Source organism: Acidovorax sp. Root217 (assembly GCF_001428645.1).
In the GTDB taxonomy this organism is placed as follows: Bacteria; Pseudomonadota; Gammaproteobacteria; order Burkholderiales; family Burkholderiaceae_C; genus Acidovorax.
Genome location: NZ_LMIH01000012.1, coordinates 98,455 through 112,231, shown reverse-complemented (window position 1 = coordinate 112,231; position 13,777 = coordinate 98,455). Strand labels below are relative to the sequence as shown.

Below are 13,777 nucleotides of genomic sequence, written 5' to 3'. Positions count from 1 at the left end.
CCTACTCGGCCTTCACCCCGGCGGCCTTGACCACGGCTTCCCAGCGGGCCTTTTCCCTGGCGATCAGGGCGCCGAACGCCGGGGCCGTGGCCGGTGTCGGCTCGGCCCCTTCGCTGCCCAGGCGCTGGGCCACGGCCGACGCACCCAGAGCGTCATTGGTGCGTGCGTTGAGCCGCTGCACCACCTCGACCGGCGTGCGCGCAGGGGCGACCAGTCCGTACCACTGGTCGGCCTCGAAGCCCTGTGTGCCCGGCACACCGGACTGTCCGACCGTGGGAACCTCGGGCAACTGGGACAGGCGCTGGCGACCCGACACGGCCACGGGCCGGATCTTGCCGGCCTTGATATGGGGCAGCAACGCCGGCACGCCGGTGAACAGCATCTGCACCTGGCCCGCGAGCAGGTCGTTCACCGAGGGTGCCGTGCCCTTGTAGGGCACGTGCAGGGCCTTCAGCCCGGTCTGCAGCTTGAGCAGCTCCATCGCCAGGTGGGCCGCACTGCCATTGCCACCCGACCCATAGGCCAGCCGGTCGGGGTGCGACTGCGAGTAAGCCACCAGCTCGGCCAGGCTGCCGGCCGGCACCGAGGGGTGGAGCACCAGCACGTTGGGCACCCGGGCCACCAGCGCCACGGGCGCGAACGCCTTGAGCGGATCGAAGCCGAGCTGCGGGTACAGCCAGGGGTTGACCGCCAGCGTGCCGGTGTGGCCCATGAAGAGGGTGTGGCCGTCGGGCGGCGAGCGCAGGGCACGCTCGGAGCCCAAGGTTCCACCCGCGCCCGGAACGTTCTCCACGATGACAGGCTGACCCAGCGACTGACCCAGTTCCAGCCCCACGGCCCGTGCCAGGATGTCGCTGGAGCCCCCGGGCGTGAAGGGCACGATGATGCGCACGGGCCGCGAGGGAAAGTCGGCCGCCGCATGCGCACGCCGCGCCATGGCGAGCAAGGGCAGACCCAGCAGGGGCAGGAATCGGCGCCGGGGCAGGAAGTCAGCCATGGGCTTGTTCAATCCGGCTTGATGCCGGTTTCCTTGACCAGCTTTTCGTAGCGCTGGCGTTCGGAGCGCACCAGCGCGGCAAACTGCGCGCTGCTGCCGGGCGTGACCTCGCCGCCCACGCCGGTCATGCGCGCCTTGACCTCAGGCTGCCCGAGTGCCTTCTGCACTTCGGCATGCAGTCTGTCGGTGATGGCCTTGGGTGTGCCTGCAGGCGCGACCAGGCCGTAACAGACCGAGGCTTCGAAGCCGGGGTAGCCGGACTCGGCAATGGTCGGCACGTCCGGGAAGATGCTGGTGCGGTCGGCGCTCAGCGCGGCCAGCACCTTGAGTTTGCCGCTCTTCACATGCGGCAGGGCCTCCAGCGCATTGACTGCGACCAGCGGCACTTGGCCGCCGATGGTGTCGGTGATGGCCGGTCCGCCGCCGCGGTAGGGCACGTGCTGCAGTTCAATGCCGGCCGCCTTGGCGAACAGCTCCACCGCCATGTGCGGCGTGGCGCCGTTGCCCGGGCTGGCGAAGGCGATTCCATCGGGCTTGGCCTTGGCCGCCGCGATGAGCTGCGCCACGGTGTTGTACGGAACCGATGGGTTGGCCGCGATGACCACGGGCACCCGGCCCACCTGCGAGATCAGCACCAGGTCCTTCTCGGCATCGAACGGCGCGGGCTGGTACAGCGCCATGTTGGCCGCCAGTGCGTTGGCCGCGAGCATCAGCGTGTAGCCGTCAGGCGCCGCGCTGATCACGGACTTCACCGCGATGTTGGTGCCGGCGCCGGGCTTGTTCTCGATGACGATGGGCTGGCCCATGCTGACGGACATGGCCTGGCCCACCGTGCGCGCGACGATGTCCACCGCGCCGCCGGCCGGGTAGCCCACCACCAGCTTGATGGGCCTGTCGGGATAGGCCGGCGCCTGGGCCCAGGCGCCGGGCAGTGCCAGCACGGTGAGCAGGGCCAGCGCCGATCGGCGTGCGAGGGGGAAGGCAAGGCGCATTTGGTCTCCTGGTGTTGTCGTTGTTCTGTCGTGTCGCGGGCGGCCCCAAGGGCTCCGTCTCCATTTTGAACGGCGGATGCCCCGCCCGCTACGCCAGATGCTGCCTAGCAGATAGGCCTGTCTTCAATACCGGCACGCCCCTGCGATTGCACGCGCGCAGGCCGTGTGGCAGGCCAGCTGTTGCAGCGTTCAACAGCGGGCTCCGCGGGCTGTCTTGCCTGGGCATGCGTATCGCGTGGATCCACCCACCTCATTCCCCCTGCAATCGGTTGCGCCCTTCGCGCTTGGCCGTGTACATCCATTGGTCGGCACGCCGCAGAAGTTGGGCCGCATCGTCCAGGGGCTGGGCACAGGTCAGCCCCATGCTGACAGTCACATCCCGCCCCGGCACGAACCGGGACCAGTCATGTGCCTGTACCTGCTGCCTAAGCCGTTCGCACACTAGAGAGGCATCCGCCAATGCCTGCCCCCACAGCAGAATGACGAACTCCTCGCCGCCAATGCGCGCCACGAAGTCGCCACCCCTCACACCGCTGGTCAGCAACTTGGCGATCTCGCGCAGCACAGCGTCTCCGACGTCGTGGCCCCAGCCATCGTTGATCTGCTTGAAGTGGTCAATGTCGATGATGGCCAGCGAAAAGCCCTCCGCCTGCCCATGCCGCATCGGCAGAACGGCCATCAGGCGGGCGTCCAGTGCCCGCCGGTTGGCCAGTCCGGTGAGCGGGTCGAGCAGGGATTTCTGCGTCGCCACATCGGCACGCTCGCGCAGTTCTTCGGCTTCGAGCCGCAATTGCGCGAGTTCCTGCTGGGCGATTTCCATCCTCACCTCGCCCAACAGCACGCGCGCCTGGGCGTTCAGGCTGAGTTCACGGTCGCGGCGCACCTGGACCACCATGGACTCCAGTGCCGCCAGTGCCTGCGCATCGGAGCCAGCGGCCTTGAAGGCACGGTACCTGGATCTCCACCACCACCGGCGGCATCCTTCGTTTCTCTGGGCTGCGGCCGCATCCACCCGGTGGTCCAGCGCTTCGCAGGCCTCGACCGCGCGCCCGCTGGCCAACAGCCAGTCCGCGTTGAGCAGTTCGTTTTCTGCACGGGCATCCGGGGCCTTCGCCTCTATGGCGAATGCCCGGTGCCGATCGACTGCGGCGCGCATCTCCTGCAGCCGCCCCAGGGCCTCAAGGGCAAGGCATTCGATCTCGGCGCAGACCATTTCCCAACGGACATGCCCCCGCGCGAGCGCCGTCGCCCGCTGCACCACGGCCAGGGCTTCGCGCAGATCCGCAGCCTGCGCTTCGGTTGGCGCCAGCGGGCCCGGCATATGGGCGAGCTTGCGCCCGGACCGGCACAGTGCGCCCGCGAGATTCACGACGGCAGCGAATTGCGCCACCTTGTCACCGTCGCGCTGGGCCTCTTCATCCGCCTTGTGCAGCAGGGCGATCGCATGCGGATGATCGCCCAGCAGCTCCACCACGCCAGCCAGGCTGGAGAGGCTGCGCGATACCAGCCCGGGCGCACCCAGCGTGCGCGCCCGCCCCAGCGCTTGCATTGCCTCGGGCAGCGCTTCGTCAGCCCGACCGAGTTGGCACCAGGCCCGGGTCAAGGTGTTGCGCAGCTTGATCCCGACCCCATGCAGCCCGAGCGCGTCGGCCTCCGCCAGGGCGGCAAAGGCGCTCTCGGCCGCCTTTTCGCTCTCGCCCCGGCGCAGTTGGTGCTCGGCCAGCCAGGCTGCCGCCAACGCGGCTTCGGGCTGCAGCCCGCACTCCCTGGCGGCTCGCAAGGCACGCACCGCCATCTCGACCCCCACGTCGTGGGCACCCACGAGACTTGCGGCTTCGCATTCCTTCAGGTCGGCCAGGAGTTGGTCTGTGCGTTCCATGGTCTGTGGCGCCAGGTGCTGCTGGGTTGGCTGTTTCCAGAACGGGGTCCCGTGAATATCGCACAGAGACCGGGCCCCGGCCATTCGCGTTGCAAAAAGCCGCATGGAAGGCTGCCACCGGCGGGGCCAGCTCGCCGCTGATGGGGGTACTAGGAATCTTATCAATAACAGATGTCGGAATCTCTATAGACAGCCCGAACTTTTGACAATGTGTCAAAACGCCTTGTCGCAAGACTGGCCGGGTAACGCCGAAAAACAAAATGTGTCAACGGCGCATCTTGTGCATTCGGGCCCGTTGATAGTCGGCGGTCCGCTCAAGGTGATACCGCTCGCTGTCTGTGAGTCCAAGCGGCGACAGGCAGCACCAATCGTGGGCCTGCGACATCACCTATGTTTATATGTACCCGCGGCAGCTGGTGTACCTAAATGTTGTGCCGAATCTGTACTCGCGCAGTGTAGGAAATTGACAATCGCCCCAAGCTTGGAGCATGCGGACAGAAACAGGCTCTCGGTGAAGGTGTTGGCGCCGCGCATGGGGGTCAGGGTCAAGCTATCTAGGAGGGACCAGTGAGCTTACCGGGGTTGGGCTGCTGGGCTGGCTGGGAGGTATTTCTTCAGCCTGCCAGGACGGTGCGGCGGTGTAGATTGCCTTCACCCCGCCGTGAACGGTGTTACCAAAGTGCGACGGCTGACCACCCCGTCCCTGCAATCAAGTTATCCGGACTTATTTTTGTTGGCAATGCCTGATGGCTTCTGTATGTTGACACGGGTGCTCACCGAGCGAATTGCATCTGCAAAAGCCTGCACGACCGCGGGAGGTCCTTCTGCAGCTTGCCGCGTGTAAAGACCTAGCGACGGAAGCAGCACCGGCGGTGTGATGGGCAGACGAACGATGCCACCGCGCGCCAGTTCGTCTCGTGCCTGTTCAAAGCGCACAGCGCCGAGCATGTTCTCATCAAGGCGCAAAACGCTGCCGAGGGTGACAGACGAGAGCACTTCAATCGCGGGCTCTGGCGGCTTCAGGCCTGCGTTGAGAAACGCGGTCATCAATGCCTGTCGAACCAGCGTGTCCTTTGGGGGGGCGACCCACGGCTGGAAGTGAACATCGCGCCAGGTCAATCTGCGCTTGCGCGACAGAGAGTGTCCTTGCGCGCACAGCACGCACAGTTCGTCAGCCACCAGCAACTCCGGCTTGAGCAGCGAGAGTTGTGCGCTGGTGAGCAGCTCGGGGGTGACGGCGCCGAACACGCAGTCGAGCTCGCTGTTCAAGAGTCGCTGGATCAGCTCGCGGACCCTGCCTTCGTGCACTTGTACTTTGGCAAGCGGTAGTCGCCTGCGTAGTTCGATCACCGCTTGAGGCACGGTGGCGGTCACGGAGAGGGTGCCCAATCGCAGCAAACCCTCTGCGCCGTCTCGCAACGCATCCACTTCATCCTTGCTGCGCGAAAGCTCGCCCAGGATGACCCGGGCTCGGTAGATCGCTGCGTTTCCCGCAGCGTTGGCTACCAGTCCATGCGCTGTGCGCTCAAACAGGCGGGCATCGAATCCTGCTTCGATCTCGCCCAGCATCTTGCTTAGCGCTGGCTGGCTCAAGTTCAAATGGGTTGCGGCGGCGCGCATTGAGCCCGCATCGACAAGGGCCACCAGCAGTTCCAGATGGCGCATGCGCAGACGCCGCACCAGGTAGTCGGATGGTAAAGACATGAAGCGCCCCCGCGAATGGCTGCCAATGGATAGTGATCACCCAAAGTGATCACGCAATCAGGATTATGGATTTTTCAGGAATGTCGACCACGACTATGGTTGTGGCCATGACTTATTCCCGAGAAAACACTTCGACGTCACCCGCAGCGCCCTTGGCCGGGGTCTCCGTCATTGATCTGGGCCAATACATTGCAGGCCCCGGTGCCGCGATGGCGCTGGCGGATTTGGGGGCCACGGTGATCAAGGTCGAGCCGATGACGGGCGATCAGGCACGCCATGTGGGGAGATATGGCGAGGCCATGGTGAGGGCTTACAACCGGGGCAAACGGTCCATCGCGCTGGACCTCAAGAGCGAGTCGGGCCGGGAAGTTGCTTGGCGTCTCATCGCCCAATGCGACGTGGTCGTGCAAAACCTGCGCCCGGGCGCAGTCGAGAAGCTCGGCCTGGGCCCTACGCAGGTGCGTGCTCGTTATCCTCGGGTTATCTACCTGTCGATCTCGGGTTTTGGCAGCGAGGGGCCGTCGAGCGAACGCCCCGGTTACGACATTGCGGCGCAGGCGGAGAGCGGCCTTATGTCAGTCACGGGTGAGGCCGATCGCCCGCCGCAAAAGGTGGGTGTGCCGATCATCGACGCTGCTGCAGCGGACCTGGGGGCCCAGGCCGTCCTGGCGGCCCTCTATGGACGCGAACGAAGCGGCATGGGCGAGACGCTGGAGGTATCGCTGCTGGAGACGGCCCTCCATCTTCAGGCGGCCACCTGGTGCGAATACCTGGGTGGCGGGCCAGAGCCCACCCGCATCGGACATGGTCAGCCCAATAACGCGCCCGCAGCCGAGGTCGTGGCCACGCGAGATGGCCACATCGTGCTATCCGCCTACGTTGAGGATCATTGGAAGCGCTTTTGCCGGGCCTTGGGCCGGGAAGAACTGGTCCAAGACCCGCGCTTCTCCAGCAACGGGCAACGCGTTGCCCACCGCGCCGAATTGCGTCACGTGCTCGATGAATGCCTCTCGGCCTACACCAGCGACGCGGCCGTCCAGATGCTCAGCCAGCACCAGATTGTTGCTGGGGCAGTGCGGCCTTACCGCGATGTACTGACCAACGCGGACGTGATGGCTACCGGTATCTTCGTGGACTCCGCGTCGAGCGACGGCGAAGGGTATCGGGCCTTGGGACTGCCGTATCGCATGGGCAGCGGTCCACGGCCCACACCCGCCGCGGCGCCAGATTGCGGGGCGGACAGTGCGGAACTGCTCGCCGAGTTAGGTTACTCGGCGCACGACATTGCCACATTCCGTGAATCCGGGGTGGTGGCATGAACGTGACCCCTGCCTTCTCCACTACCGAGACGCCATCGCATGGCAACGCACGTGCTGCGGTGCAGCAGACCTTGCCGCTGTTTGAGATGATGCGCATGCGCGCTGCAACCACGGCGCGGCGCCATCCCGTTCTGGGTTTCGCGAGCGACGACCGTGCTTCGCACATGCGCTGGGTGAACCATTTCACCCACACCCACCGCCGAATCGGGCCGGAAGACCGCGAAGTGGTCAGTCCCAACAACGACACCGTCTTCAGCAATGCGTGGCTGGATCTATCCCGAGGGCCCGTGCTCATTGACACGCCAGACATGGGTGAGCGTTACTGGACATTGGGCTTGCTCGACGCATGGACCAACCCGTTTGCTTACGTAGGGCGCCGCACCACCGGGAACCGTCGCCAGCGCACGCTGGTGCATGGCCCTGCCTGGCATGGCCCGGTGCCCGACGGCGTGGACAACGTGATCGCCGCGCCGGGTGAGGACGTCTGGGTGATCGGACGCCTCCTGGTGGACGATCATCCCGATGACCTGGAACAGGCTGCCGCGCTGCAACGCGGGATCTCCACGCACCGGCTGGACGGCGGGGAGGCCGCCTTTCGGGTGGACACGGGTCTCGATGGCCGCGCGGGGCATGCGCCGGATGCCGCGCTCTACCGCGCCACGATCGACGAGGCCCTGGCCCGCAACCCGGTGCAAATGGGGGAGAGCCTGTGTTGGCCAGTGGATGAGGGAGCTCTTGCGGACGCACTGCCACTGGTGTACGAGGAGCTTCGCCAGAAGGCCCAGCCGCACGCTCTCGGGGGTGGCTGGGCGCTGCCCGTCGCGGTGCGAACGCACTGGGGCGCAGACGTGGCGATGCGCGCGCGCGTCGCGCGCAACTTCATCGGTGCACTGGGCATCGAGGAGGCCATGTACCCAACGGCGGAGGTGGACGCCGATGGCGCGCTGCTCAACGGGTCGCACGCCTATGAGCTGCACTTCGAGCCAGGCGCAGTGCCGGAGGTGGACGCCTTCTGGTCGCTCACGCTGTACCGGCGAAGCGACTGCCTGCTGGTGGCCAACCCAGCGCACCGCTATTCGGTTGGCGATCGCCTGCCTGGTCTGCTGAGGGGTGCGGACGCAAGCCTTTCCATCCGAATTCAGGCAGAGGACCCGGGCCCGGCGCACAACTGGCTGCCCGCCCCACCCGGAGAGGAGTTCTTCCTGGTCCTTCGTCTCTATCAGCCCAGACTTCGACACCGAGAGTTCCGGTTTCCATACCCGCCCTTGCGCCGTCTGTAGCACGGCCGCCCTTCGACACAACCACAACAGGAGACAGACATGACCTTGCACCATCGGGCTTTGAACACCCTTGCATCAACGCGGCTCCAGCGCCGCACCGTGCTCGCCACGATGGCCGCCGGCTTGGCGTCGGGCACCGGCCTGCTAGCGCATGCGCAGGCGGACTGGCCCACGCGGCCGGTCAAGTTGATCTCGCCTTACGCAGCGGGCGGGGCCAGTGACCTCTCGGCCCGAGTGCTGGGCGAGTACCTGGCCAAGGTCCTGGGCCAGCAGTTTGTCGTCGAAAACAAGCCTGGGGCGGGCACTCGGCTGGGGACCGAGTTCGTGGCGCGCGCGCCCGCCGATGGCTACACCGTTCTCTATGTGGCGGCGCCCTATGCAACGGCCGAGGCGCTTTACGGAAAGGGCCTGAGCTACCAGCGCGAGCAACTGCGCCCCATCGCGATGGCCATGCACGCGCCCTTGTTCCTGATCGTCAATGCGCAGACTCAGATAAAGGGCGTGCGCGATCTGGTCGCGTTCGCCAAGACCCGCCCGGGGGGCATCAACATTGGCACGCCTGGCGCGGGGTCGCAGCCCCACCTGGCTGGCGAACTGCTTTTGCGTGAAGCCGGCATTGAGGGCATCAACGTCCACATGAAAGGGGATTCCGTCGCCTACTCGGAGTTATTGGGGGGGCGCCTCGATGCCACCCTGACGGCGATCAGTACGGCGCTGCCCCACATCGCGGCCGGCAAGTTGCGGGTGCTGGGCGTGGCCTCCGAAAAACGCAGTGCGCTATATCCGGCAGCCCCTACGATTCGCGAACAGGGCTTTCAGGGGGTGGTCGCGTCCGGGTGGTACGGCTTCATGGTGCCAGCCGCCACGCCAGGGGATGTGGTGGCGAAGCTGCAAGCGGCCATCTTGCGGGCACTGGACGACTCCACCATTAAACAGAAGCTGCTCGACATGGGCCTGGAGGCCAGCGGCGCGCCCGGAGCCAAGTTCGCGACGTACATCGACGACCAGACACGCAAGTGGACCGGTGTGATCCGTGATGCCAACATCAAGATCGATTGAGCGCATGATGAAATCCTCCTCGACTTGCTGGGCTCTCGCCATTGGCGCACTGTTGACGCTCAACGCCTGCACCCACACGCCCGCCGTGAACACGGGCCTACAGCGACCCACTGCCTTTGGTCCGGTGGTCGGCGCCGAGGATGCATCGGTCGGTGGCGTCCACAGCTGGAAAGGTATTCCCTATGCGGCAGCGCCAGTGGGGCAGCGCCGCTGGCGAGCACCTGAGGATCCGCCCGCATGGACGCAACCACGTGCGGCGACGTCGTTTGCGAACGCATGCGTGCAGACAGGCCGACTGTATGGGCCGGGCTTGAACAATCGATACGACGCCACCATCGGCAGCACGCTGGGCCAGACATTGGGCTCGGAGGACTGCCTCTACCTCAACATCTGGGCGCCCACCGCTTCCGCGTCGACCCCGAGGCCCGTCATCGTTTGGGTCCACGGCGGCAGCAATATCACCGGCTACACCGCGGACCCGGTGTACGACGGTGCCGCGCTGGCACGTGCTACCGGCTCGGTCGTGGTGTCGGTCGCCTACCGGCTTGGCGTCTTCGGGTTCCTGGACCTTGCACCGTTGAAGACGGGTGAGGCCGCCACCGACTCAGGCAACTTCGCGCTGCTCGACATCGTGAAGTCGCTGGAATTCGTCCAGCACAATATCGGCGGCTTTGGCGGCGACCCTTGCCGGGTCGCGTTGATGGGTGAGTCCGCCGGGGCGGTCAACGTGTACGCGCTACTCACCTCGCCCATGGTGGTCTCCAGGCCCACGCCCTTGTTTCACCGGTTGGTGGCGCTCAGCGGGGGTATTTCATCGGCAGCCACGCTGCCGCCGGGCTCCTTTGCAACCATCCTTCCCCGCAGCGTGTGGGCGACGCGAGGAAACGCCTTACTGACTCATTCCCTCTTGGCCGACGGTGTAGCCGCTGATCGGCCTGCAGCAGAGGCACACATTGCTTCGCGCACGCCCCAGCAGCTGGCTGCCTACCTACGCGGGCTATCACCCGACGCCATCTTGACCACCGTGCTCAGGCGGCTTGCACCGCTGGGACTTTCGGCTGCCAACCCGATCCCCGACGGATACGTCGTGCCTGCGGATCCCATAGCTGCAATCCGCGCCGGCCGTTACGTCAAGGTGCCGGTATTGGCGGGGAATACGCGCGACGAAAGCAAACTATTTCCTGCCTTGCTGGCAACTCGGCCAGCCTTTGGCGGCACCAGCGGCCGCCTGCTCGATGACGCCGCGGTGTTCAAGCGGGTCCATGGCTACCAGCCTGACGCCCCACCCGCCAGCCGTATCGAGGATTGGGTGCCTGCGCAATACCTGCCGGTGGACGCGCCGACGACAGGGCTGAACGCACGCATCGCAGAGCTCGACCGCAACTGGTTCTTTGCATTTCGGGATGATGTGCTCAATGCGCTCAAATCTCGCCAACCCGATGTTTGGCACTACCGCTTTGACTGGGATGAACTGCCGCCGCCTTTTGACAAGGTCTATGGCGCGGCACACAGTTTTGACCTGCCGTTCATCTTCGGCAATTTCGGGACATCGCTCTATTCGAGCATCTCGTTCAATCGGGCGAACAAGGCGGGCCGGCTCGACTTGTCGGCAAAGATGATTCAGAGTATCGGCAGCTTTGCGCAGGACGGGGACCCCAACAGCCCAAGTCTGGGCTCCGCCTGGCCTGCGTGGCCCCGTTCACTGGTTTTTGATTCAAGCCTCGAAGCGGCCCGGTTGGGGGTGGAATGAGACTGGGTGTTCTCGAACGGACTTCATGGCCTCGCTCGGAGACAAGGAGCTCCGCTGATTTTCACAATGCAGGACATGCCCGACGGACCGTCCTTTCATCCGACGGACATTATTTGTTGTAGTCAGGGGGGCGGCCGCGACAGGCGCGCCGTTACTCCACTGTCACACTCTTGGCCAGGTTGCGTGGCTTGTCCACGTCGGTGCCGCGCGCACAGGCCGTGTGGTAGGCCAGGAGCTGCAGCGGCACCACGTGCAGTAGCGGGCTCAGCGGGCCGTAGTGCTCGGGCATGCGGATCACGTGGATGCCTTCGCTGCTCTCGATTCGGGTGTCGGCATCGGCCAGCACGTAGAGCACGCCGGCGCGGGCGCGCACTTCCTGCATGTTGCTTTTGAGCTTTTCCAGCAGCGCATCGTTGGGCGCCACGGTGACCACGGGCATGGCGCTGGTGACCAGGGCCAGGGGGCCGTGCTTGAGCTCCCCGGCGGGGTAGGCCTCAGCGTGGATGTAGCTGATCTCCTTGAGCTTGAGTGCACCTTCGAGGGCGATGGGGTAGTGCAGGCCCCGGCCCAGGAACAGCGCGTTCTCCATGCGCGCGAAGTCCTCGGACCAGCTGATGACCTGGGGTTCGAGCGCGAGCACGGCCTGCAGCGCCACGGGCAGGTGGCGCATGGCCTTGAGGTGGGCGGCCTCCTGCTCGGCCGTGAGGCGGCCCTTGGACTGCGCCAGCGCCAGCGTGAGCAAAAACAGCCCGGCCAGCTGCGTGGTGAAGGCCTTGGTGCTGGCAACGCCGATCTCCACGCCTGCGCGGGTGATGTAGGCCAGCTTGCATTCGCGCACCATGGCGCTGGTGGCCACGTTGCAGATGGTCAGCGTGTGCTGCATGCCCAGGCTCTGCGCATGGCGCAGCGCGGCCAGGGTGTCGGCCGTTTCGCCGGACTGGGTGATGGTGACCACCAGGCTGCGCGGGTTGGGCACGCTGGTGCGGTAGCGGTACTCGCTGGCCACTTCCACCTGGGTGGGGATGCCGGCGATCTCTTCGAGCCAGTACTTGGCGGCGCAGCCGCTGTAGTAGCTGGTGCCGCAGGCCAGGATGAGAACGCTGTCGATCTCCTTGAACACGCGCCAGGCGGCAGTGCCGTCGGCCCCGTCGAACAACTCGGGCACGATGCCTTCCAGGCCCTCGAGCGTGTCGGCAATGGCGCGCGGCTGCTCGAAGATTTCCTTTTGCATGTAGTGGCGGTAGGGGCCGAGCTCGGCCGCGCCGCTGTGCGCCTGCACGGTGCGCACCGGGCGCTGCGCAGGGGTGAGCGCCTCGCGGCCCTTGCCCATGATCCAGTAGCGGCCCAGTTGCAGGTCCACAAGGTCGCCTTCTTCCAGGTACACGATCTGGTCGGTCACGCCGGCCAGGGCCATGGCGTCGCTGGCCAGAAAGTGCTCGCCCGCCACCGAGCTGCCGGTGCCCGAACCCACGCCCAGGATCAGCGGCGAGCCTGCCCGCGCGCCCACCACGCGGTGCGGCTCGTCCTTGTGCATGACGGCGATGGCGTAGGCGCCATGCAGCTGGGCCACCGCAGCCTGCACGGCCTCGCACAGGTCGCCGCTGTAGTGGCTGTCCACCAGGTGGGCGATGACTTCGGTATCGGTCTGGCTGGCGAACACATAGCCGCGGGCCTGCAGGGCGGCGCGCAGTTCCTCGTGGTTCTCAATGATGCCGTTGTGCACCAGCGCCACGCGACCCGGCGTGCCGGCTGCATCGCCCGTGCCGTGGCTGAAATGGGGGTGGGCGTTGTGCACCGCAGGCGCGCCGTGCGTGGCCCAGCGGGTGTGGGCGATGCCGGTGGCACCATCGACATGGTCGGTCTGCACCTGCTCCAGCAGTTCGGCCACGCGGGCCGTGCTGCGAGCGCGCTGCAAACCGGCCGGGCGCGTGGCGTCCAGGCTGGAGGCATGCACGGCCACGCCACACGAGTCATAACCGCGGTATTCAAGCCGCTGCAGGCCCTGTACAAGGATGGGAACGATGTTGCGCGTGGAGACCGCGCCGACGATGCCGCACATGGATTGTTGCTCCTGTTGGATAAGTGGCGCAATGGTAGGCAGCGCCCATCGGAATTAGTGATTGATATTCATATAAAAATGAACTTAAATTTCACCAATTTCATTGAATGAAATAAAATTCCAAAACAATGGAAGTTTCGGAACCTATCACACTGGACCACACTGATCTGCAGCTGCTGAACCTGCTACAGGCTGATGCCAGCCAGAGCAACCAGGCCCTGGCCGAGCAGGTGCATGTGTCCCCGCCCACCTGCCTTCGCCGGGTCAAGCGGCTGCACGACGTGGGTCTGATCGAGCGGCAGGTGGCCCTGCTGCAGCCGGACCGCCTGGCCGCCGTGCAGGGCCATGGCCTGGCCTGCATCGTCGAAGTGTCGCTGGATCGGCAGGACGCGCAGGCGCTGGACGCCTTCGAGGCACGCGCGGTGGCGCACCCGGCCGTTCAGCAGTGCTGGCGCGTGTCGCCCGGCCCGGACTTCATCCTGGTAGCGCACACGCGCGACATGCCGGGCTACCTGGCGCTGTCGCAGCAGCTGTTCACGGGCGACGCCAATGTGCGCAACGTGAAGGCCTTCTTCAGCACCAAACGCGCCAAGTTCAGCACGGCCATCCCGGTGCAGGCGCGGTAGCGGCCGCACCGGCCGCAGGGCACGGGGCCAGCCGGGCCACCAACCGGGCCATAAAAGCACGCCATTTCCCGCTGGCCTCTACCGCCGGGTAAAGGTAAGCTCTCCGTGCACT

General features: G+C 65.8%; 10 protein-coding genes. 5 read left to right on the top strand and 5 right to left on the bottom strand.

Going from position 1 to position 13,777, the window contains the following annotated elements; all coding sequences use genetic code 11:
- Position 1: 1 nt before the first annotated feature.
- The 4 genes from ASE31_RS10650 to ASE31_RS10635 form a co-directional block, all read right to left on the bottom strand.
- A complete protein-coding gene (locus tag ASE31_RS10650) occupies positions 2–997 on the bottom strand; it encodes a tripartite tricarboxylate transporter substrate binding protein (RefSeq protein ID WP_057202450.1) in 996 nt (331 codons plus the stop codon).
- An 8-nt stretch (positions 998–1,005) separates the two neighbouring features.
- The gene (locus tag ASE31_RS10645) at positions 1,006–1,989 is read right to left on the bottom strand and encodes a tripartite tricarboxylate transporter substrate binding protein (protein WP_057201625.1); all 984 of its coding nucleotides are present in this window, start codon (positions 1,987–1,989) and stop codon (positions 1,006–1,008) included.
- Positions 1,990–2,239: 250 nt separating this feature from the next.
- The gene (locus ASE31_RS10640) at positions 2,240–3,868 is read right to left on the bottom strand and encodes a diguanylate cyclase (protein ID WP_057201624.1); all 1,629 of its coding nucleotides are present in this window, start codon (positions 3,866–3,868) and stop codon (positions 2,240–2,242) included.
- Positions 3,869–4,582: 714 nt separating this feature from the next.
- Entirely contained in the window at positions 4,583–5,572 is a 990-nt protein-coding gene (locus tag ASE31_RS10635; protein WP_057201623.1) for a LysR family transcriptional regulator, read from the bottom strand.
- Between the two features lie 80 nt (positions 5,573–5,652).
- Between ASE31_RS10635 and ASE31_RS10630 the strand changes: the two genes are divergently transcribed.
- From ASE31_RS10630 to ASE31_RS10615, 4 genes are read left to right on the top strand one after another with little or no spacing between them, the layout of a single operon-like run.
- On the top strand, positions 5,653–6,891 hold the full coding sequence (locus ASE31_RS10630) for a CaiB/BaiF CoA-transferase family protein (RefSeq protein ID WP_235514407.1): 1,239 nt from the start codon (positions 5,653–5,655) through the stop codon (positions 6,889–6,891).
- Positions 6,888–8,171, top strand: a complete 1,284-nt coding sequence (locus ASE31_RS10625; RefSeq protein ID WP_057201622.1) for a DUF1254 domain-containing protein — start codon at positions 6,888–6,890, stop codon at positions 8,169–8,171. The genes ASE31_RS10630 and ASE31_RS10625 overlap by 4 nt, the downstream gene beginning before the upstream one ends.
- Positions 8,172–8,210: 39 nt before the next feature.
- Entirely contained in the window at positions 8,211–9,230 is a 1,020-nt protein-coding gene (locus tag ASE31_RS10620) for a tripartite tricarboxylate transporter substrate binding protein (protein ID WP_057201621.1), read from the top strand.
- Positions 9,231–9,234: 4 nt separating this feature from the next.
- Entirely contained in the window at positions 9,235–10,980 is a 1,746-nt protein-coding gene (locus ASE31_RS10615; protein ID WP_082604124.1) for a carboxylesterase/lipase family protein, read from the top strand.
- A gap of 151 nt (positions 10,981–11,131) precedes the next feature.
- Here the strand turns inward: ASE31_RS10615 and glmS are convergent, their stop codons facing one another.
- Positions 11,132–13,039 (bottom strand): glutamine--fructose-6-phosphate transaminase (isomerizing), encoded by a 1,908-nt coding sequence (glmS, locus tag ASE31_RS10610; RefSeq protein WP_057201620.1) that lies wholly within the window; start codon positions 13,037–13,039, stop codon positions 11,132–11,134.
- 128 nt (positions 13,040–13,167) lie between these two features.
- On the opposite strand from glmS, the gene ASE31_RS10605 reads away from it, so the two are divergent.
- Positions 13,168–13,665, top strand: coding sequence for an Lrp/AsnC family transcriptional regulator (locus ASE31_RS10605; RefSeq protein WP_057201619.1), 498 nt, complete (start codon positions 13,168–13,170; stop codon positions 13,663–13,665).
- The last annotated feature ends 112 nt before the right edge of the window (positions 13,666–13,777 follow it).

Excerpts from the sequence above, each read along its gene's own strand:
- ASE31_RS10605 (WP_057201619.1), top strand. The coding sequence starts at position 13,168 with ATGGAAGTTTCGGAACCTATCACACTGGACCACACTGATCTGCAGCTG.
- ASE31_RS10630 (WP_235514407.1), top strand. The coding sequence starts at position 5,653 with ATGTCGACCACGACTATGGTTGTGGCCATGACTTATTCCCGAGAAAAC.
- ASE31_RS10615 (WP_082604124.1), top strand. The coding sequence starts at position 9,235 with ATGATGAAATCCTCCTCGACTTGCTGGGCTCTCGCCATTGGCGCACTG.
- ASE31_RS10620 (WP_057201621.1), top strand. The coding sequence starts at position 8,211 with ATGACCTTGCACCATCGGGCTTTGAACACCCTTGCATCAACGCGGCTC.
- ASE31_RS10640 (WP_057201624.1), bottom strand. The coding sequence starts at position 3,868 with ATGGAACGCACAGACCAACTCCTGGCCGACCTGAAGGAATGCGAAGCC.
- glmS (WP_057201620.1), bottom strand. The coding sequence starts at position 13,039 with ATGTGCGGCATCGTCGGCGCGGTCTCCACGCGCAACATCGTTCCCATC.
- ASE31_RS10625 (WP_057201622.1), top strand. The coding sequence starts at position 6,888 with ATGAACGTGACCCCTGCCTTCTCCACTACCGAGACGCCATCGCATGGC.
- ASE31_RS10645 (WP_057201625.1), bottom strand. The coding sequence starts at position 1,989 with ATGCGCCTTGCCTTCCCCCTCGCACGCCGATCGGCGCTGGCCCTGCTC.
- ASE31_RS10635 (WP_057201623.1), bottom strand. The coding sequence starts at position 5,572 with ATGTCTTTACCATCCGACTACCTGGTGCGGCGTCTGCGCATGCGCCAT.
- ASE31_RS10650 (WP_057202450.1), bottom strand. The coding sequence starts at position 997 with ATGGCTGACTTCCTGCCCCGGCGCCGATTCCTGCCCCTGCTGGGTCTG.